We start from the raw sequence: 18,573 nt of genomic DNA on the forward strand, positions 1-18,573 counted from the left end.
TACCACTTCCTTCGCAATCAACTCGCCCATCCTTTCTGGGGCGAAAACACGACAAGTGTGGCATGCAGAAATGAGAAAGCCCGTCAGGAGACGGGCTTCAAAATGTGACAGCTTTGAGTGGTTACAGCGGCTTGCCGCGGTTGCCATGCTGACTGACAAAGGCCTGCACGGCTTTCAAATCATTCGGCAACACGGTGCAACGCTCATTTCGCTCGAACAAATCAGAAAGATGTGCAGGTAGTTCAAGCGCTTTTCCTACGCCGGCTTTCTCCACTGCATCCGGGAATTTGACCGGATGGGCCGTGCCGAGGATCACCATTGGAATATCCAGGCTGCGACGGCATTCGCGCGCGGCCTTCACGCCGATGGCGGTGTGCGGATCCAGCAGTTCGCCGGTTTGCTCGTAGACTTCGGCAATGGTTTCGCAGGTTTGCGCGTCATCCACGGCCAGGGAATCGAACAATTTGCGGGCTTCGGTCCAGCGTTCCTGTTCGACGCTGAAACCGCCGCCCTGCTTGAAGCTGTCCATCAAACCGGCAATCGCTGCGCCGTTGCGACCGTGCAGATCGAACAGCAGACGCTCGAAGTTCGACGACACCATGATGTCCATCGACGGCGACAACGTGGCGTGCAGGGTTTCCTTGACGTACTGGTTGCCGCTCATGAAGCGGTGCAGGATGTCATTGCGGTTGGTGGCGACGATCAACTGGTTGATCGGCAGGCCCATGTTGCGTGCCAGGTAACCGGCGAAGATGTCGCCGAAGTTGCCGGTCGGCACCGAGAACGATACCGAGCGCGCCGGGCCGCCCAACTGCAGGGCTGCGTGGAAGTAGTAAACGATCTGGGCCATGATCCGCGCCCAGTTGATCGAGTTCACCGCCACCAGACGCGTGCCCTTGAGGAAGCTCTGGTCAGCGAAGCTGGCCTTGACCATTTCCTGGCAGTCATCGAAGTTGCCTTCGATGGCGATGTTATGGATGTTCTCGCCGAAGATGGTGGTCATCTGGCGACGCTGCACTTCGGACACGCGGTTATGCGGGTGCAGGATGAAGATGTCGACGTTTTCGCAGTGCTTGCAGCCTTCGATGGCGGCCGAACCGGTGTCACCGGAGGTCGCGCCGACGATGACGACGCGCTCGCCGCGTTTTTCCAGCACGTAGTCGAGCAGACGACCGAGCAGTTGCAGGGCGAAGTCTTTGAACGCCAGGGTCGGGCCGTGGAACAGCTCGAGCACCCATTCGTTGCCATTCAGCTGACGCAACGGTGCCACGGCGCTGTGCGAGAACACACCGTAGGTTTCTTCAAGGATTTTTTTGAAATCGGCATCAGGGATGCTGCCGGTAACGAACGGGCGCATCACCCGGAAGGCCAGCTCGTGATACGGCAGGCCAGCCCAGGAAGCGATTTCTTCCTGGGTGAAACGTGGCAGGTTTTCCGGGACGTACAGACCACCGTCGGTGGCAAGACCGGCCAGCAGGACATCTTCGAAATTCAGGGCCGGTGCCTGGCCGCGGGTACTGATATAACGCATAGGGGCAAACCTTTGGTTTGAGCTTCAAGTCTCAAGCTACAAGCGGCAAGTAAAAGCCAGAGTGCCTTTGACTTGTCGCTTGAAGCTCGCAGCTTGCCGCTGCTTTTGTTTAGTTCAGGTGCTCGACGCGGATCCGGACGACCGGACCGACCACGCCTGCCAGGGCTTCCAGCGCGGCGATCGCGTCGTTCATGTGCTGTTCCAGCACACGATGAGTCAGCAGGATCATCGGCACCAGACCGTCATGCTCTTCGACTTCTTTCTGCATGATCGATTCGATGTTGATGCCACGCTCCGACAGGATGCTCGCGACCTGGGCCAGTACGCCCGGATGGTCTTTCGCCTGAATGCGCAGGTAGTAAGCACTTTCGCACGCTTCGATCGGCAGGATCGGGTGCGCCGACAACGAATCCGGCTGGAAGGCCAGGTGCGGCACACGGTTTTCCGGGTCGGAGGTCATGGCGCGAACCACGTCCACCAGGTCGGCGATCACCGACGAAGCCGTCGGCTCCATGCCGGCGCCCGCGCCGTAGAACAGGGTCGAACCGGCCGCATCACCGTTGACCATCACCGCGTTCATCACGCCGTTGACGTTGGCGATCAGGCGATCGGCCGGGATCAACGTGGGGTGCACGCGCAACTCGATACCGGACGCGGTGCTGCGAGCGACGCCGAGGTGCTTGATGCGATAACCCAGCGCTTCGGCGTAGTTCACGTCAGCGGTGGTCAGCTTGGTGATGCCTTCGGTGTAAGCCTTGTCGAACTGCAGCGGGATGCCGAAGGCGATGGAGGCCAGGATCGTCAGCTTGTGGGCCGCGTCGATGCCTTCAACGTCGAAGGTCGGATCGGCTTCGGCGTAACCCAGGGCTTGCGCCTCGGCGAGTACGTCTTCGAAGGTGCGACCCTTCTCGCGCATTTCGGTGAGGATGAAGTTGCCGGTGCCGTTGATGATCCCGGCGACCCAGTTGATGCGGTTGGCGGACAGGCCTTCACGGATCGCCTTGATCACCGGAATGCCACCGGCCACAGCCGCTTCGAACGCCACGATCACGCCTTTCTCACGTGCCTTGGCGAAAATCTCATTACCGTGAACGGCGATCAGTGCCTTGTTCGCGGTGACCACATGCTTGCCATTCTCGATGGCCTTGAGTACCAGCTCGCGGGCAACGGTGTAGCCGCCCATCAGCTCTATAACGATGTCGATCTCAGGGTTCGTGGCCACTTCGAAGACATCGTTGGTAATCGCAATACCGGTCGTTTGGAACTGAGGCTTTGGCGTGCGCATGGCAATTTGTGCCACTTCGATTCCACGCCCGGCACGACGAGCAATTTCCTCGGCGTTGCGCTGAAGTACGTTGAAGGTACCGCCACCGACGGTCCCTAACCCACAGATGCCTACTTTGACCGGTTTCACTGTGAACTCCCCATAAAACGGCCGACTCAAGGCCGGCCGTGAAAACAGCCGCATACTCGCGGCTCTCTATTAATGGCCCGGCAAATGGTACCGCCGGACCATGATCGTCAAAGGCTGGCCGTGACGATGCGAATTATTTCGCGCCCAGCGCCAGTTTGGCGACTTGTGGCGCAGGCTGGTAGCCCGGAATGACCTGACCGTCAGCCAAAACGATGGCCGGTGTGCCGTTCACGCCGATCGACTGACCGAGGGCGAACTGCTTGGAAACCGGGTTATCACACTTGGCGGCCTTGATTTCCTTGCCGTCGACCATTTTGTCCATGGCAGCTTTCTTGTCTTTCGAGCACCAGACCGCTTGCAACTGTTCGTCACCCGGCGAGCCCAGGCCCTGGCGCGGGAACGCGACGTAACGCACTTCGATGCCGCGCTTGTTCAGCTCAGGCACTTCGGCGTGCAGTTTGTGGCAGTACGGGCAGGTGGTGTCGGTGAACACGGTGATGTGCGATTTGGTTTCGCCGATCGCCGGGTAGACCACGGTTTCTGCAACCGGGATGGCGTTGACCAGTTTGGACACGCCCAGGCGTTCGGTCTTCTCGGTCAGGTTGACCGGCTTGCCGTCCTTGAGCTGGAACAGGTAGCCCTGCACCACGTATTGGCCGTCGGCGCTGGCGTAGAGCACGCGGCTGCCTTGCAGTTTGACTTCATACAGGCCCGGCAACGGACTGGCGGAGATGCTTTCTACCGGTACTTCCAGCTGGAGATTTTCCAGGCTTTTACGAATGGCTTTGTCGGCCGCGTCATCGGCGACGGCAAAGGTACTGACCAACGCAATGGCTGCGGCGGCGAAAATCTGGGTCAGACGCATGAGAACTCCTGAAGGCGGACAAATGGGACGATCAGAACGCCCGTGCCGAAACACCGGGTCATAACCGCCCATCGTGCAAACCGGCAAAGCCTACCACATAAGGCTCCTGTGGCCGAATGCGCCTGACGCAACACACATAATGGTGCGTATCTGATAACACGTGTTGTGGCGAGGGAGCTTGCTCCCGCTCGACTGCGCAGCAGTCGTAAAACAGGCACCTCGATTTTCCTGATTAGCCGTGGTCCATAGTTTTGGGATCGCTTCGCGCCCCAGCGGGAGCAAGCGCCCTCGCCACCGGTGATTTGTTCCATCCGTCAGCCGCGCGGGTGGTGTTTGGCGTGCAAGTCCTGCAAGCGTGCGCGGGCGACGTGGGTGTAGATCTGGGTGGTCGACAGGTCGCTGTGGCCGAGCAGCATTTGCACCACCCGAAGGTCCGCGCCGTGGTTGAGCAGGTGCGTGGCGAACGCATGGCGCAAGGTATGCGGCGACAGCGACTTGCCGATCCCGGCGACCTTGGCCTGGTGCTTGATGCGATGCCAGAAGGTCTGGCGAGTCATCTGCTCACCGCGCTGGCTGGGGAACATGACATCGCTGGGACGTCCGCCGAGCAGTTCCTGGCGGCCATCGCGCATGTATCGCTCGACCCAGACAATCGCCTCCTCGCCCATCGGAACCAGGCGCTCCTTGCTGCCTTTGCCCATGACCCGCAGCACGCCTTGACGCAGATTGACCTGCTCCAGCGTCAGGCTGATCAACTCCGTCACCCGCAAGCCGCACGCATAAAGCACTTCGAGCATGGCGCGGTCCCGCTGACCGATAGCTTCGCTCAAGTCCGGCGCCTTCAGCAGCGCTTCCACGTCTGCTTCCGACAGAGACTTAGGCAAAGGCCTACCGAGTTGGGGCATATCGACGCGCAAGGTCGGATCGACCGCGATCAGCTTTTCCCTGAGTAGATAACGATAAAACCCACGCACACCGGAGAGGAATCGCGCCGTTGAACGGGGTTTGTAGTTTTGTTCCAGACGCCAGGCCAGGTGATCGAGGATCAACTCGCGGCCGGCGTTGATCAGCTCCAGACCCTTTTCCTGCAACCAGCCATTGAACAAGGCCAGGTCGCTGCGATAGGCATCGCGAGTGTTATCGGAAAGACCTTTTTCCAGCCACAGCGCGTCGAGAAATTGGTCTATCAATGGATGATCGATGGCGGGCATATAAGCTCAGGCAAGACCGACAGTACGGTCACGAAAGATAAATCGCAGGCAACAAAAAAGCAGCCCGTAGGCTGCTTTTTTCTGCATCGGAAGCTGGACTTAAGCCAGTTTTTCCTTGATGCGAGCTGCTTTACCGGACAGGTCACGCAGGTAGTACAGCTTGGCTTTACGTACGTCACCGCGACGTTTAACGGCCATGCTGTCGATTTGCGGGCTGTAGGTCTGGAAAGTACGCTCTACGCCAACACCGTTGGAGATTTTACGAACGGTGAAAGCACTGTTTACGCCGCGGTTACGCTTGGCGATAACAACACCTTCGAACGCTTGCAGACGCGAACGGTCGCCTTCCTTCACTTTCACCTGAACGACAATGGTGTCGCCCGGGGCAAAGGTAGGGATCTCTTTGGTCATCTGCTCTGCTTCGAGTGCAAGGATGATTTTGTTAGTCATGCTGTGCTCCTAAGGTAGATCGTCGGATCTACCATCGATACGTTGTTAACTATCGTCCCGCTCGCGGATGTATTCCTCGAGCAGCTTCTTCTCTTCTCCAGAAAGCGAGCGGCTTTCCAGAAGATCGGCGCGTCGTTCAAAGGTCCTACCAAGGGACTGCTGTAAACGCCAACGCCGGATATGCGCGTGATTGCCACTTAGCAATACGTCGGGAACACGCTGATCCGCATACACCTCCGGTCGGGTGTAGTGCGGGCAATCCAGCAAACCATCCGTAAAGGAATCTTCCTCGGCGGAGTCCGCATGCCCTAAAGCTCCAGGCAGCAGTCGTGTAACCGCATCGATCAGGACCATCGCCGGCAGCTCGCCGCCAGACAATACATAGTCGCCAATCGACCACTCTTCATCGACATGAGCTTCAATAAAACGCTCGTCAATGCCTTCATAGCGGCCGGCAATCAGGATCAATGCATCCAGATTCGCCAACTCGCGTACCGCCGACTGAGTCAGTTGACGGCCTTGGGGGGACAGGTAAATCACCTTCGCCGCCTCCCCGGCTGCTGCCTTGGCCTGAACCAGAGCATCTTCCAGGGGCTTGATCTTCATCACCATGCCCGGACCACCGCCAAATGGGCGATCGTCCACAGTGTGATGCCGATCCGTCGTGTAGTCTCGCGGATTCCAACAGGTGAGCTGCAACAGCCCCTGTTTCACCGCACGACTGGTGATGCCGTACTCGCTGATGGCGGAGAACATCTCGGGAAACAAACTGATCACTTCTACGCGCAAGTTAGCCACGCTTAGAAGTCCGCATCCCATTCCACCTTCATCTCGCCTGCGGCAAGGTCGACGGCCAACACGCATTGCTCCGTATAGGGCAACAGGCGTTCGCGATCATCCAGGCTACCAGCGCAAGGCTTGACCACCATTACATCATTGGCGCCGGTTTCCAGAAGATGATCGATTTTCCCGAGCAATTGCCCGAGTTGATCAATAACCTTCAGACCTTCCAGCTGGTACCAGTAGTACTCGCCGTCGGTCAATTCAGGGAACAGGTTGCGCGGCACGCAGATCTCATAACCGGCCAGAAGACGAGCTTCTTCACGATCATCAAGACCCTTGAGCTTTGCGACCAGGAACTTGTCGCTCCCACGTCCGCTGACCAGCTCGACCTGTTTCACATTGCCTTCGCGCTTGAGCGTCCAGGTTTTGTACTGCAACAGGTTTTCAGTCGGATCAGTAAAGGAATAAACCTTCACTTCGCCGCGAACGCCATGAACAGAATAAATCTTGCCGATAACGATCAAATCATCAGCAATGGCAGGCGTCGCGTTCATATTGCTCAGGCCGCAGCCTTAGATGCATCCTTCAACAACTGAGCAACACGCTCAGAAGGTTGTGCACCAACGCTCAGCCAGTAGGCTACGCGCTCTTGGTTCACGGACAGACGGACTTCTTGACCACGAGCAACAGGGTTGAAGAAACCAACCTGTTCCTTGTGCGAACCGTCGCGCGGGTTGCGGCTGTCGGTTACGGTCAAGTGGTAAAACGGGCGCTTTTTGGAGCCGCCAAGGGCAAGACGGATTGTTAGCATGTGAACATCGTTCCTGTAGTCGGTGCTGCAAATCTAAAGGCACAGCGGGCATAGGTGCCCGAAAGGCCGCATATTCTAAGGAATATCCGGACTTTTGCAAATGTCTTTTTCCGGCGGCCTTCCGGTCGCCATCAAGATTTGCTATAGAGCCGTCGTTGAAAACGGCCAGTCAGCTCCCGCCAAGTGCGGGTTTGCTGGAGATCCCACTTCCGTGTGGGCTGCGCAAGAGCAAGCCCTTGCGCGAATTCTTTACATTTTCGGCATGCCGCCGCCGGGCAACATTCCGCCCATACCGCGCATCATTTTGGCCATTCCGCCTTTGGCGGAGAATTTCTTCATCATCTTCTGCATCTGCTTGTGCTGCTTGATCAAGCGACCGATGTCCTGCACCTGGGTGCCGGAACCCATGGCGATCCGGCGTTTGCGCGAACCGCTGATCAGCTCAGGGTCGCGGCGCTCGGCCGGGGTCATGGAATTGATGATGGCTTCCATCTGCTTGAATTGTTTCTCTGCCGCGCCCTGGGCATTGCCCATCTGCGCCAGATTGACGCCGCCGATGTTCGGCAGTTTGTCCATGAGGCCACCGAGGCCGCCCATGTTCTTCATCTGTTGCAGCTGATCGCGGAAGTCTTCGAGGTCGAAGCCCTTGCCCTTCTTCAGCTTCTTGGCCAGTTTGTCGGCCTTGTCCTTGTCGAGGGTCGCTTCCGCCTGCTCGATCAGACTGAGCACATCGCCCATGCCGAGGATGCGCGAAGCAATACGCTCAGGGTGGAACGGTTCGAGCGCATCGCTCTTCTCGCCCATACCGATGAACTTGATCGGCCTGCCGGTGATGGCGCGAACCGACAGTGCGGCACCGCCACGGGCATCGCCGTCGACCTTGGTCAGGATCACACCGGTCAGCGGCAAGGCGTCGCCGAAGGCCTTGGCCGTGTTGGCGGCGTCCTGGCCGGTCATGGCGTCGACCACGAACAGGGTTTCGACCGGGTTGATCGCGGCGTGCAAGGCCTTGATCTCGCCCATCATCTCTTCGTCGATGTGCAGACGACCGGCGGTATCAACGATGACCACATCAATAAACTTGAGCTTTGCTTCTTTTATAGCCGCTCGCGCGATGTCGACCGGCTTCTGGCTCAGGTCGGACGGGAAGAAGGTGACGCCAACTTCACCGGCGAGCATTTCCAGCTGCTTGATCGCCGCCGGACGGTAAACGTCCGCGGACACGACCATGACCGACTTCTTCTTGCGCTCCTTAAGGAAACGCGCGAGTTTGCCGGCGGTGGTGGTTTTACCCGCCCCCTGCAAACCGGCCATCAGGACCACGGCCGGCGGAACGGCGCTCAGGTTCAAGTCTTCGTTGGCGGCGCCCATCAGGCTTTCGAGTTCGGCCTGGACGATCTTCACGAAGGCCTGGCCCGGCGTCAGGCTGCGAGACACCTCGGTGCCGACGGCGCGCTCCTTGACCGAATTGACGAAGTCTTTCACCACCGGCAAGGCGACGTCGGCTTCGAGCAACGCCATGCGCACTTCGCGCAGGGTGTCTTTGATGTTGTCCTCGGTCAGCTTGGCCTTGCCGGTGACATGGCGCAGCGTCTGCGAGAGACGGTCGGTTAAGTTTTCAAACATTGCGCGATCCTTTCAGGCCCTGTGTAGACCGGGATAATGGCGGCCCAGACCGGAATAAACATGTGCTCGGCGAGCCTGCGGCGTGGGCAGGTCGCGGATTATAGCGAAGACTGCGTCTGGCGGACACCTCGTCGTCAGGTTGCATGGTCTTTCGTGCTGCGGGGGTTCTATGCCAAACTCAGCGCCTTTCGGGCTTGCCTAACAGGATTTATGCTCCCCTTGTCACCCAGTATGCTGACTACCCTCGCCGCCGCCTGCTTATATGCCGCTGCGACTATCTATCAAGGCACTCGCCTGGCCACTGGTGCCAAGGCGAACAAACGCCTGCTGGTCACGCTTGGCGTGCTTGCCGTGCTGGCTCACAGTGCCAGCCTGTTCGCCCACCTGCTGACCCCGATCGGCCTGGGACTGGACTTTTTCAGCGCCGCCAGCCTGATTGCGGCGGCGGTCATCGCCCTGACCCTGCTGGCCTGTTCGCGGATCCCGGTGGAAAACCTGCTTATATTGTTGTTCCCGCTTGGTGCCGCCACGGTGCTGCTGGCGCAGTTCGCCCCTGCCGGCACGGTGCAGGTCATCGACGAAGAGCCGGGCATTCTCGCGCACATCCTGCTGTCGATCCTCGCTTACGGCATGTTCACCATCGCGATGTTTCAAGCCTTGCTGCTGCTGGTGCAAGACCATCAGCTCAAGCACAAACACCCGTCGGGCCTGATCAAGAACTTCCCGCCGCTGCAAACCATGGAAAGCCTGTTGTTCGGCTTCCTCTGGGCCGGCTGGACACTGCTGTCGTTATCGCTGCTCTCTGGCTGGCTGTTTGTCGACAACCTGTTTGCCCAGCATCTGGTGCACAAAACCTTGCTGGCTTGCCTGGCCTGGATCGTCTTCAGCGTGCTGCTATGGGGCCGTAACCGCCTCGGCTGGCGCGGACACAAGGCCATTCGCTGGACCCTCGCCGGTTTCTGCCTGCTGATGCTGGCGTACTTCGGCAGCAAGCTGGTCCGTGAATACATCCTGCACATCTGACGGGCGGCATTAATGGACGACTTGCCCATAGGGCCGATGCTCGCGGTATTGGCCCTGCTGATTTTATGGTCGGGGCTGTTTACCGCCATCGAATCCGCACAACAGCACTTGCTGGCCCAGCGCACCGCCTCGCGTTCCAGCGACAAACCGGTCGCGAAGCTCAGCTTCCCGCTCAACAGCCTGATCTTCTGCAATACCCTGTGCCGCGCACTGGCAGTGGTCATCAGCACCTTGCTGGCGATCTTCATCTGGGCGGAAAACGGCCCGTGGATTGCCTGCCTGGGCGCCGGGATCGCACTGCTGGTGTTCGCCGACTACCTGCCGCGCGCCCTCGCCGTGCGCTATCCCGACGCCGTCCTGGCCCTGGGCAACACGCTGCTCGGTGCGCCGCTGAAAATCATCTACCCGGCCGCCTGGCTGCTCAATGGCTTCACCCGGCTGCTGATGCGACCGTTTGCCCGCAAGGTCAAGGTGGTGCAACAGAGCGAAGACGAGAGCCCCAGCGAGCGCAAGGACGATCACGAAGCCGTCTGCCGCCCTCACCCGCTGACGGGCATCCACGCGCTCGACAACATCACGGTCAACGACATTCTGGTGCCGCGAAGTGACGTCGACGGGATCAATCTCGACGACTCCCTCGCAGAGATCGTCGAGCAACTGCGCAACAACAAGCGCACCCGCCTGCCGGTGTTTCACAGCGACATCAATCAGGTCGAAGCCGTGCTCAATACCCGGCAGATCCGCCACTTGCTACCCGATGCGAGCCTGACCCTGGAAGCGTTGCTGGCCGCCAGCCACGAACCGTACTTCGTGCCGGAAAGCACGCCGTTGCAGCTGCAACTCTTGAATTTCCACAAGCAGCAGCGGCGCCTGGGCATGGTGGTCGACGAGTACGGCGAAGTGCTTGGCATCGTGACCCTGGAAGACATTCTCGAAGAAATCGTCGGCGAATTCGAAAGTCAGCACAGCCTGGACAACCCGCACATCCACCCGCAGGCCGATGGCCGACTGATGATCGAAGGTGCGGCGTCGATTCGCGAATTGAACAAGAGCCTGGGCTGGCACCTGCCCAGCGACGGCCCGAAAACCCTGAACGGCTTGGTGACCGAGGCACTGGAGACCATTCCGGACAGTGCGGTATGCCTGAAGATCGGGCGTTATCGGCTGGAAATTCTGGAGACAGAAGACAATCGGGTTACTCAGGTTTTGATCTGGCATACCAGCTCCGTTCCGACAGTGATTTGATGTCGGACAAATAACACCGTGGCGAGGGGGCTTGTCGGAACGCCCCCTCGCCACAAAGACCTCGCCAATCCCAAGCCCCTTGTTAGATCGTTAGCCACCTTCCTATAATCGAATCCGCTTACCCAAGCCCCGGCCGAACCACGTGCTTACCCCGCACGCAACAGGTTCCGGCCAGACCATCGGCACTTTCCGCACCACACCGACGACTGTTCCTACCTTGAACAGCGGCCGCGCCTCACTCCCACATCCCTGGGTGTTCGACCATAATAATTCGCTCCACTGGGGCACATGACTGTCAGGGATAACCGCATGACGACCAGCACGACTTATAGCGACGCGCCTACCCAACCGACGAACTCCGCCACCCGCGTGGCCACGGCGAGTTTTATCGGCACCGCCATCGAGTTTTACGACTTCTACGTCTATGCCACCGCTGCGGCGCTGGTGATCGGTCCGGTGTTCTTTCCGCAGACCTCCGGCACCGCCCAGATGCTGTCGGCGTTCCTCACCTTCGGCATCGCATTCCTTGCCCGCCCCTTGGGATCGGCGCTGTTTGGGCACTTCGGTGACCGCATCGGGCGCAAATCGACATTGGTCGCTTCGCTGCTATTGATGGGTGTGTGCACCACGTTGATCGGCGTATTGCCGGGTTACGACAGCATCGGAGCCTGGGCGCCGATCCTGCTCTGCGTGCTGCGGTTCGGCCAAGGACTGGGGCTAGGCGGCGAATGGGGCGGTGCGGCCCTGCTGGCGACGGAGAATGCGCCGAAGGGCAAGCGCGCCTGGTTCGGCATGTTCCCGCAGCTCGGTCCCTCGATTGGCTTTCTGGCGGCTAACGGTCTGTTCCTGACCCTCGCCATGACCCTGAATGACGAGCAGTTCCGCTCTTGGGGCTGGCGGATTCCGTTCCTGCTCAGCGCCGCGCTGGTGATGGTGGGCCTGTATGTGCGCCTCAAACTCCACGAAACCCCGGTGTTTGCCAACGCCATGGCACGTCAGGAGCGAGTGAAGATCCCGCTGGTCGAGCTGTTCAGCCAGTACTGGGTACCGATGTTGCTGGGGGCAGGGTCGATGGTCGTGTGCTACGCGCTGTTCTACATCTCGACGGTGTTTTCATTGAGCTACGGCGTGTCGACACTCGGCTACAGCCGCGAAACCTTCCTTGGGCTGCTGTGCTTCGCCGTCCTGTTCATGGCCGCCGCCACGCCGTTGTCAGCCTGGGCCAGCGACCGCTACGGGCGCAAACCGGTGCTGATCATTGGCGGCGTCTTGGCGATCCTGTCGGGATTCTTGATGGAACCGCTGCTGACCCAAGGCTCGACCTGGGGCGTGGCGCTGTTCCTGTGCATCGAGCTGTTTCTGATGGGCGTGACGTTTGCACCGATGGGCGCGTTGCTGCCGGAGCTGTTTCCAACGCATGTGCGGTATACCGGCGCGTCCGCAGCCTACAACCTGGGCGGAATCGTCGGGGCCTCGGCAGCGCCGTTTTTCGCGCAGAAACTGGTGGCGATGGGCGGTCTGAGTTATGTCGGAGGGTATGTGTCTGGGGCGGCGGTGCTGAGCTTGATTGCGGTGCTGTGCCTGAAGGAGACGCGGCATAACGATTTGAATCGGGTGACCTGAAGCAGAAGCATCGCCAGCAGGCTGGCTCCCCCATGGAAATTGGGTGTACACAAAATCTGTGACCAACCAATAACCCTGTGGGAGCTAGCCTGCCGCGCCTCGGTTTACAGCTCTACCACGACAGCCTGAGAAGCACGGGTTGCCTTGGCACGAGCCGCTTCGATCGACTCATCCCGCGCCAACGCCACGCCCATCCGGCGCTGGCCATTGACCTCTGGTTTGCCAAACAGACGCAGCGCCGTATCCGGTTCGCTCAACGCAGCACCGAGGTTGGAGAACGCAGTCTGGGTCGACTGCCCTTCCACCAGAATCACCGCCGACGCCGATGGCCCGAACTGGCGAATCAACGGAATCGGCAGGCCCAGGATCGCCCGTGCGTGCAGCGCGAACTGCGACAGGTCCTGGGAAATCAGGGTGACCAGACCGGTGTCATGCGGGCGCGGCGACACTTCGCTGAACCACACCTGGTCACCTTTGATGAACAGCTCGACACCAAACAGGCCACGACCGCCCAGTGCTTCGGTGACGGCTTTGGCAACGCGCTCGGATTCGGCCAGGGCAATCGGGCTCATGGCTTGTGGCTGCCAGGATTCCTGATAGTCGCCCTTCTCCTGCCGGTGACCGACGGGTGCGCAGAAGGTCGTGCCGCCGACGTGACGCACGGTCAACAGAGTGATTTCGTAGTCGAAGTCGATAAAGCCTTCGATGATCACGCGACCTTTACCGGCGCGGCCACCTTCCTGAGCGTAATCCCAAGCGGATTTCACGTCATCGGCGCTGCGCAGCAGGCTCTGGCCTTTGCCCGACGAACTCATCACTGGCTTGACCACGCACGGGAAGCCCAGATCCTGGACGGCCTTGCTGTAGTCCTCGAAAGTGTCGGCGAAATGGTATGGCGAGGTCGGCAGGTCCAGCTCTTCGGCGGCCAGGCGACGGATGCCCTCACGGTTCATGGTCAGCTGCGCGGCGCGAGCGGTCGGGATCACGGTGAAGCCTTCGGCTTCCAGCTCCACGAGGGTCGCGGTGGCGATGGCTTCGATTTCCGGCACGATGAAGTGCGGCTTTTCGGCTTCGATCACGGCACGCAGGGCGGCGCCGTCGAGCATGTTGATAACGTGGCTGCGATGCGCAACTTGCATGGCCGGCGCGTTGGCGTAACGGTCGACGGCAATCACTTCAACGCCCAGGCGTTGCAGCTCGATTACCACTTCCTTGCCCAACTCACCACAGCCACACAGCAATACGCGGGTCGCGGTTGGCGACAATGGAGTTCCGATACGGGTCATCTCAGGTCCTCAAGAAGCGGATCATCGAGGGTCGCGGCGCCTGGCGCGCTTCCCATGGGGAGAAAGCGCGGCATTTTACATGAACCGCAAGGTTTGGCTTCAGCTGGCAACAGCCTGTTTGCGCAAGCGCCAGGCCATGATCAGCCACACGACCGTCACGCCGGCGAACTTCGAGCCCATGGCGGTAAGGATTACGGCCGGGGTGAAAGCATCGATCATGCCGAAGAAGATGAAGGTGTCGAGGGGAATGCTCAGGGCCGAACTTATCCACAGGCGATCGTGCAACGGACGCTTGGTGATGCTGAACACCAGCCAGTCGATGCATTCGGACACCGCGAAGGCCGTGGCGCTGGCCAGCGCGATGGACGGATCGGAGGTGACATAGGACAGGACCAACGCTGCGAGCATCGCCGCGATCGCGCCGTGGCCGAAGCGGGTTTGCACCATGTCGCGCAGGACAAACACCAACCCGCCCCAGGCCGACCAGATGATGTCCAGGTGCGGGGCGGTGGAGAAGGCGTAGTTGATCAGCACGACGCTGCTGATATAGGCGATCAGGAAGAGCATGAGGTGGCGGGATACCTGTCAATTTGGCGCACAGATTACCATCTCGGCTTTACAAATAACCTGTGGCGAGGGCGCTTGCTCCCGCTGGGTCGCGCAGCGGCCCTGAAGTCAGGGGGCGCGGTGTGTCAGGTTGAATGTGTTTGTCAGCTATGGGGCTGCTTCGCAGCCCGGCGGGAGCAAGCTCCCTCGCCAAAAAAACCTCATCAGCCACAAAAGCTCACAAGGCTCAGGAATCGGATCTGGAAGGCAACATCCAGATCAACCCGCTCGACTTGGCCCGCTCATGGCACAGCCCCAACACCCTGCGGCGTTCTTCGTTGTCCATGCGACTCCAGCGCGTGATTTCTTCGACCGTGCGCTGACACCCGGTGCAAATATCATCTTCGTCCAACGCGCAGATGTTCACGCATGGCGAGAGGACCGGTCGTTCGGTGGCGTTCATTCTTCCTGCTCGACCAGATCACGGGCGTAACGCTGCGAATTGTGCACATAGTGCGCGGCGCTGGCCTCCAGCATTTTCTTTTGCTGCTCGGTCAGTTCACGGACCACTTTGCCGGGCGAGCCCATGACCAGCGAACCGTCGGGAATCTCCTTGCCCTCGCCGATCAGCGAGTTGGCGCCGATGATGCAGTTCTTGCCGATTTTCGCGCCGTTGAGAATCACTGCATTAATACCGATCAGGCTGTAATCGCCCACGGTGCAGCCGTGAAGCATGGCGTTGTGGCCGATGGTCACGCCGGTGCCGATGGTCAGCGGGTAGCCCATGTCCGTGTGCATCACCGTGCCGTCCTGGACGTTGCTGTTCTTGCCAATCAGGATCAATTCGTTGTCGCCACGCAACACGGCGTTGAACCAGACGTTGGCGCCCTCTTCCAGTTTGACCTTGCCCACCAGCACGGCATTGGGTGCAACCCAGCTCTGCGGATGGGTTTCGACGCGGGCATCGCCCAGGCGATATTTCATCTTGTTGTCCTCAAGGCTCAGGCAGCCGCGGTTCACGCCATACGAACGATGGCTTCAAGTATTGATAAAGCTTTTGGGCGGGTGGTGCAGGCTGATGTCGGCGTCATAGAGCAGGTTGATCAACTCGACAATCATGATTGCCGTCAGGCCCCAGATTTTATACTCGCCGTAACGATAACTCGGCACGTACCAACTGCGCCCCTGGTAATCGATGCGGTGGGTGTGTTCCCTTGGGTCCTCACGGAAAAACTCCAGAGGCACACTGAACACGGCGGCGATCTCGGCATCGTTGGCCAGGTACTCGACAAAACCCGGAATCACTCCGACATACGGCGTGACCTTGATGCCATGCAGGGAGATCAACGGGCTCAGCGGGCCGATCACCTCGACCAGCCCCGGTGGCAAGCCGATTTCTTCTTCGGCCTCCCGTAGCGCGGTGAAAATCAAGTCAGGGTCTTCGGGGTCGCGCCGCCCACCCGGGAAGGCGACTTCACCGCCATGGGTCGAGAGCCCGCTGGCGCGCAGGGTCAGAACCAGCTCCGGTTCGTCACTACGGGTGATGGGTACCAATACCGCGGCTTCGGGGAAACGTTTGTCGGTTTCCATTGTGCGTGGGGTGTGGTTGCTTACTCGATGCAGTAGCTCGTCCAGCATGAGTCTTCTCGATCTGTTGGCCGTAGGGTCTGTTGACGTTTGCTGACGAACCGCGTTGCGCGCCAACGCAGTTCGTCAGCAAACGTCAACAGACCCTATGCATCATGCACCAATCGAACCGGCCGCCCAACCCCATAACCACTGCATGTCGCTAAACGACAACTTGCCGACAGACACCGCCGCACGCCAAGATAGGCGCAGCATTCAGGAACCCCAGCATGAAATTTTGCAGTCAGTGCGGTAACCCGGTCACCCAACGCATTCCCGAAGGCGACTCGCGCCTGCGTTTTGTCTGTGACAGCTGTCAGGCGATTCACTATCAGAACCCCAATATCGTCGCCGGCTGCGTGGCGACCTGGGGCTCGAAAGTGTTGCTGTGCCGACGCGCCATCGAGCCTCGGCTCGGTTACTGGACCCTGCCCGCCGGTTTCATGGAAAACGGTGAAACCATCGAGCAGGCGGCCATTCGCGAGACCGCTGAGGAAGCCTGTGCGCGGGTGCGCAACCTGAGCATCTATACGTTGATCGACGTGCCGCACATCAGTCAGGTGCATGTGTTCTTTCGCGCGGAGCTGGTGGACCTGGATTTTTCTGCCGGCCCCGAGAGCCTGGAAGTGCAGCTTTTCGACGAAGCCGACATCCCGTGGTCCGAGTTGGCTTTCCGCACGGTGGGTCGTACCTTAGAATGCTTCTTCGCTGACCGGCGGACCGAGGTCTACCCCGTGCGGTCCGAGTCGATCCCGCCGCTTGCTCAGCCTGCCATCACCTAAAGCTCCTGGCTCCAGAATCACCTATAACTAAATAGTCGCGACACCTTTCAGGGATATCGTTTCAATGCGCTGGTTGCTTGCCGTGGTTTGCTTGTCGTTCGTCACTCTGTCACAGGCTTCCGTTGCGGAAACCCTGAACGGCAAAGTCATCGAAAAAGTTTTGGTGCTCAAATCCGCCCACCAATTGCAATTGATCAATGACGGCAAGCCGCTCAAGACCTACCGCATTTCCCTGGGCAGAAATCCGAAAGGCCAAAAGCTGATGGAAGGCGATAGACGCACGCCTGAAGGTTTTTACTGGCTGGACTGGCGCAAGGTCAGCGATAAATTCAATCTGTCGATGCACATCTCCTACCCCAACATCAGCGACGCTGCCCGCGCCCGGCGTGAAGGCGTCGATCCGGGTAGCATGATCATGATCCATGGCACACCAGATACCGAAGAAAACCCGGAAGACCTGTTCCACACCCTGGACTGGACCGACGGCTGCATTGCCATGCGCAACATGGACATGCGTGAGGTCTGGGGCCTGGTGCCGGATGGCACGATGATCGAGATTCGGCCGTAACCCCTTTACCTGTGGCGAGGGAGCTTGCTCCCGCTGGGCTGCGAAGCGGCCCCAAAAAATGACCTGACACCGCATTCGCTGATTTCAGGACTGCTTCGCAGCCCAACGGGAGCAAGCTCCCTCGCCACAAAAGCACCGAGTCCTTCTTCTTAGCGCTACCTTCGGTCGCTCCTCGAAAAATAAATTCAAAAGATCGCAGCCTGCAGTAATGACTGCCGGGAAGATACCAATCTCCCCGGCAAGCGTTACCCCAGGCTGCGATCTTTGCGCTCAAAACCCCCACCTCTAATACCACTTGACACCAAACCCCATTTCCCGCACTCAACAGGGCCGCCTTTCCCACGCCAACGGCAAAGTACTGGCATTGACATGGTATTCAAGTGGTATTAATTTTCGGCCATTCGCGGAACACAACACTCCAATATCCGCATCGGACATCCCTGACATGAATGACCTCCAGGCCCTACGCCCTGACGACACCCAGCCCACGCCCCTCTACCTGCAACTGGCGCGCAATCTGGAAGCGGCGATCCATGCCGGGCAGTGGAAAGCCGAGCAGGCCATGCCTTCGGAGCGCAACCTCAGCGAGCTGCTGGGCATCTCCCGCGTCACTGCCCGCAAGGCACTGGAAGTCTTGTTCGAACAGGGTCTGATCCGCCGCAACCAAGGCTCCGGCACGTTCATCACGCCGCGCCTGGAACAACCGCTGTCGCGCCTCTCGGGTTTCAGCGAGATGCTGCGCCTCAAGGGCTTCGTTCCCGGCTCGCAATGGCTGGAACGCGAGATCACCCCGCCGACCCACGAAGAACTGATCCGCCTCGGCCTCTCGCCCAACGACAAGGTCGCGCGGCTCAAACGTCTGCGCAAAGCCGACGACACGGTGATGGCGATCGAGATGAGCACCCTGCCCGCCTCGATCATTCCCAAGCCGCAAGCGGTGGGTGATTCGCTCTACGAATACCTCGACGGCATCGGCAAACCGATCGTCCGCGCCTTGCAGCACATCCAGGCGATCAACGCCTCGGACGAATTCGCCGCCCTCGTCGGCATCGCCCCCGGCACCGCCATGCTGCTGATGACCCGGGTCGGCTACCTGGAAGACAACACGCCAATCGAAGTCACCGACACCTACTGCCGCAACGACTACTACGACTTTGTTGCAGAGCTTCGTCGCTAACCCGCT

Annotated in this window: 20 protein-coding genes; 6 read left to right on the top strand and 14 right to left on the bottom strand. The window is 59.6% G+C overall.

Translation table 11 applies throughout. The annotated features are described in order from the left end of the window. Positions 1–121 precede the first annotated feature (121 nt). The 9 genes from thrC to ffh form a co-directional block, all read right to left on the bottom strand. Positions 122–1,531, bottom strand: coding sequence for a threonine synthase (thrC, locus tag FBY01_RS07240; protein ID WP_010462981.1), 1,410 nt, complete (start codon positions 1,529–1,531; stop codon positions 122–124). A 109-nt stretch (positions 1,532–1,640) separates the two neighbouring features. Continuing rightward, positions 1,641–2,945 (bottom strand): homoserine dehydrogenase, encoded by a 1,305-nt coding sequence (locus FBY01_RS07245; RefSeq protein ID WP_010462982.1) that lies wholly within the window; start codon positions 2,943–2,945, stop codon positions 1,641–1,643. A gap of 133 nt (positions 2,946–3,078) precedes the next feature. Then, complete coding sequence (dsbC, locus tag FBY01_RS07250) at positions 3,079–3,810, bottom strand: bifunctional protein-disulfide isomerase/oxidoreductase DsbC (RefSeq protein WP_010462985.1); 732 nt, start codon at positions 3,808–3,810, stop codon at positions 3,079–3,081. 314 nt (positions 3,811–4,124) lie between these two features. Further along, entirely contained in the window at positions 4,125–5,021 is an 897-nt protein-coding gene (gene xerD, locus FBY01_RS07255) for a site-specific tyrosine recombinase XerD (protein ID WP_010462986.1), read from the bottom strand. Between the two features lie 99 nt (positions 5,022–5,120). Next, positions 5,121–5,471 (bottom strand): 50S ribosomal protein L19, encoded by a 351-nt coding sequence (rplS, locus tag FBY01_RS07260; protein WP_003175895.1) that lies wholly within the window; start codon positions 5,469–5,471, stop codon positions 5,121–5,123. 45 nt (positions 5,472–5,516) lie between these two features. Next, positions 5,517–6,290 carry a tRNA (guanosine(37)-N1)-methyltransferase TrmD gene (gene trmD, locus FBY01_RS07265; protein ID WP_154503229.1) on the bottom strand — a complete coding sequence of 258 codons (774 nt, stop codon included), beginning with the start codon at positions 6,288–6,290 and terminating at the stop codon, positions 5,517–5,519. Then, a complete protein-coding gene (gene rimM, locus FBY01_RS07270; RefSeq protein WP_123719424.1) occupies positions 6,272–6,808 on the bottom strand; it encodes a ribosome maturation factor RimM in 537 nt (178 codons plus the stop codon). The genes trmD and rimM overlap by 19 nt, the downstream gene beginning before the upstream one ends. A 5-nt stretch (positions 6,809–6,813) precedes the next feature. Beyond that, positions 6,814–7,065: a 30S ribosomal protein S16 gene (gene rpsP / locus FBY01_RS07275; RefSeq protein WP_010463010.1), complete on the bottom strand. Its 252-nt coding sequence runs from the start codon at positions 7,063–7,065 to the stop codon at positions 6,814–6,816. Between the two features lie 249 nt (positions 7,066–7,314). Next, positions 7,315–8,691 carry a signal recognition particle protein gene (gene ffh / locus FBY01_RS07280; protein ID WP_145306854.1) on the bottom strand — a complete coding sequence of 459 codons (1,377 nt, stop codon included), beginning with the start codon at positions 8,689–8,691 and terminating at the stop codon, positions 7,315–7,317. A gap of 210 nt (positions 8,692–8,901) precedes the next feature. On the opposite strand from ffh, the gene FBY01_RS07285 reads away from it, so the two are divergent. From FBY01_RS07285 to FBY01_RS07295, 3 genes are all read left to right on the top strand, one after another. Beyond that, positions 8,902–9,714 (top strand): inner membrane protein YpjD, encoded by an 813-nt coding sequence (locus tag FBY01_RS07285; protein WP_042932342.1) that lies wholly within the window; start codon positions 8,902–8,904, stop codon positions 9,712–9,714. Between the two features lie 12 nt (positions 9,715–9,726). Further along, the gene (locus FBY01_RS07290; protein WP_145306856.1) at positions 9,727–10,959 is read left to right on the top strand and encodes a transporter associated domain-containing protein; all 1,233 of its coding nucleotides are present in this window, start codon (positions 9,727–9,729) and stop codon (positions 10,957–10,959) included. 309 nt (positions 10,960–11,268) lie between these two features. Then, complete coding sequence (locus FBY01_RS07295) at positions 11,269–12,582, top strand: MFS transporter (RefSeq protein WP_010463018.1); 1,314 nt, start codon at positions 11,269–11,271, stop codon at positions 12,580–12,582. A gap of 104 nt (positions 12,583–12,686) precedes the next feature. Here the strand turns inward: FBY01_RS07295 and purT are convergent, their stop codons facing one another. From purT to FBY01_RS07320, 5 genes are all read right to left on the bottom strand, one after another. Further along, complete coding sequence (gene purT, locus FBY01_RS07300) at positions 12,687–13,868, bottom strand: formate-dependent phosphoribosylglycinamide formyltransferase (RefSeq protein ID WP_102595431.1); 1,182 nt, start codon at positions 13,866–13,868, stop codon at positions 12,687–12,689. Between the two features lie 99 nt (positions 13,869–13,967). After that, the gene (locus FBY01_RS07305; protein WP_077748287.1) at positions 13,968–14,435 is read right to left on the bottom strand and encodes a VUT family protein; all 468 of its coding nucleotides are present in this window, start codon (positions 14,433–14,435) and stop codon (positions 13,968–13,970) included. A gap of 226 nt (positions 14,436–14,661) precedes the next feature. Continuing rightward, complete coding sequence (locus tag FBY01_RS07310; RefSeq protein WP_010463023.1) at positions 14,662–14,877, bottom strand: DUF1289 domain-containing protein; 216 nt, start codon at positions 14,875–14,877, stop codon at positions 14,662–14,664. Next, the gene (locus FBY01_RS07315; RefSeq protein ID WP_007944857.1) at positions 14,874–15,398 is read right to left on the bottom strand and encodes a gamma carbonic anhydrase family protein; all 525 of its coding nucleotides are present in this window, start codon (positions 15,396–15,398) and stop codon (positions 14,874–14,876) included. The genes FBY01_RS07310 and FBY01_RS07315 overlap by 4 nt, the downstream gene beginning before the upstream one ends. Before the next feature lie 54 nt (positions 15,399–15,452). Further along, positions 15,453–16,052, bottom strand: coding sequence for a CoA pyrophosphatase (locus tag FBY01_RS07320; protein WP_010463027.1), 600 nt, complete (start codon positions 16,050–16,052; stop codon positions 15,453–15,455). Between the two features lie 218 nt (positions 16,053–16,270). Here FBY01_RS07320 and FBY01_RS07325 point away from each other — a divergent pair, with 218 nt between their 5' ends. From FBY01_RS07325 to FBY01_RS07335, 3 genes are all read left to right on the top strand, one after another. Further along, entirely contained in the window at positions 16,271–16,822 is a 552-nt protein-coding gene (locus FBY01_RS07325) for an NUDIX hydrolase (protein ID WP_145306858.1), read from the top strand. Positions 16,823–16,886: 64 nt separating this feature from the next. Further along, complete coding sequence (locus FBY01_RS07330; protein WP_083374948.1) at positions 16,887–17,390, top strand: murein L,D-transpeptidase family protein; 504 nt, start codon at positions 16,887–16,889, stop codon at positions 17,388–17,390. 445 nt (positions 17,391–17,835) lie between these two features. Then, the gene (locus FBY01_RS07335; protein WP_010463034.1) at positions 17,836–18,567 is read left to right on the top strand and encodes a GntR family transcriptional regulator; all 732 of its coding nucleotides are present in this window, start codon (positions 17,836–17,838) and stop codon (positions 18,565–18,567) included. Positions 18,568–18,573: the final 6 nt, after the last annotated feature.

It is taken from the genome of Pseudomonas sp. SJZ077 (genome assembly GCF_007993905.1).
Taxonomy (GTDB): domain Bacteria; phylum Pseudomonadota; class Gammaproteobacteria; order Pseudomonadales; family Pseudomonadaceae; genus Aquipseudomonas; species Aquipseudomonas mandelii.

What these genes read in the sequence shown, in the direction of transcription:
- dsbC (WP_010462985.1), bottom strand. Translation starts at nt 3,810, where the DNA reads ATGCGTCTGACCCAGATTTTCGCCGCCGCAGCCATTGCGTTGGTCAGT.
- purT (WP_102595431.1), bottom strand. Translation starts at nt 13,868, where the DNA reads ATGACCCGTATCGGAACTCCATTGTCGCCAACCGCGACCCGCGTATTG.
- thrC (WP_010462981.1), bottom strand. Translation starts at nt 1,531, where the DNA reads ATGCGTTATATCAGTACCCGCGGCCAGGCACCGGCCCTGAATTTCGAA.
- FBY01_RS07295 (WP_010463018.1), top strand. Translation starts at nt 11,269, where the DNA reads ATGACGACCAGCACGACTTATAGCGACGCGCCTACCCAACCGACGAAC.
- FBY01_RS07330 (WP_083374948.1), top strand. Translation starts at nt 16,887, where the DNA reads ATGCGCTGGTTGCTTGCCGTGGTTTGCTTGTCGTTCGTCACTCTGTCA.
- ffh (WP_145306854.1), bottom strand. Translation starts at nt 8,691, where the DNA reads ATGTTTGAAAACTTAACCGACCGTCTCTCGCAGACGCTGCGCCATGTC.
- trmD (WP_154503229.1), bottom strand. Translation starts at nt 6,290, where the DNA reads ATGGGATGCGGACTTCTAAGCGTGGCTAACTTGCGCGTAGAAGTGATC.
- rplS (WP_003175895.1), bottom strand. Translation starts at nt 5,471, where the DNA reads ATGACTAACAAAATCATCCTTGCACTCGAAGCAGAGCAGATGACCAAA.
- FBY01_RS07315 (WP_007944857.1), bottom strand. Translation starts at nt 15,398, where the DNA reads ATGAAATATCGCCTGGGCGATGCCCGCGTCGAAACCCATCCGCAGAGC.
- rpsP (WP_010463010.1), bottom strand. Translation starts at nt 7,065, where the DNA reads ATGCTAACAATCCGTCTTGCCCTTGGCGGCTCCAAAAAGCGCCCGTTT.
- xerD (WP_010462986.1), bottom strand. Translation starts at nt 5,021, where the DNA reads ATGCCCGCCATCGATCATCCATTGATAGACCAATTTCTCGACGCGCTG.
- FBY01_RS07325 (WP_145306858.1), top strand. Translation starts at nt 16,271, where the DNA reads ATGAAATTTTGCAGTCAGTGCGGTAACCCGGTCACCCAACGCATTCCC.
- FBY01_RS07310 (WP_010463023.1), bottom strand. Translation starts at nt 14,877, where the DNA reads ATGAACGCCACCGAACGACCGGTCCTCTCGCCATGCGTGAACATCTGC.
- FBY01_RS07285 (WP_042932342.1), top strand. Translation starts at nt 8,902, where the DNA reads ATGCTCCCCTTGTCACCCAGTATGCTGACTACCCTCGCCGCCGCCTGC.
- FBY01_RS07320 (WP_010463027.1), bottom strand. Translation starts at nt 16,052, where the DNA reads ATGCTGGACGAGCTACTGCATCGAGTAAGCAACCACACCCCACGCACA.
- rimM (WP_123719424.1), bottom strand. Translation starts at nt 6,808, where the DNA reads ATGAACGCGACGCCTGCCATTGCTGATGATTTGATCGTTATCGGCAAG.
- FBY01_RS07305 (WP_077748287.1), bottom strand. Translation starts at nt 14,435, where the DNA reads ATGCTCTTCCTGATCGCCTATATCAGCAGCGTCGTGCTGATCAACTAC.
- FBY01_RS07290 (WP_145306856.1), top strand. Translation starts at nt 9,727, where the DNA reads ATGGACGACTTGCCCATAGGGCCGATGCTCGCGGTATTGGCCCTGCTG.
- FBY01_RS07335 (WP_010463034.1), top strand. Translation starts at nt 17,836, where the DNA reads ATGAATGACCTCCAGGCCCTACGCCCTGACGACACCCAGCCCACGCCC.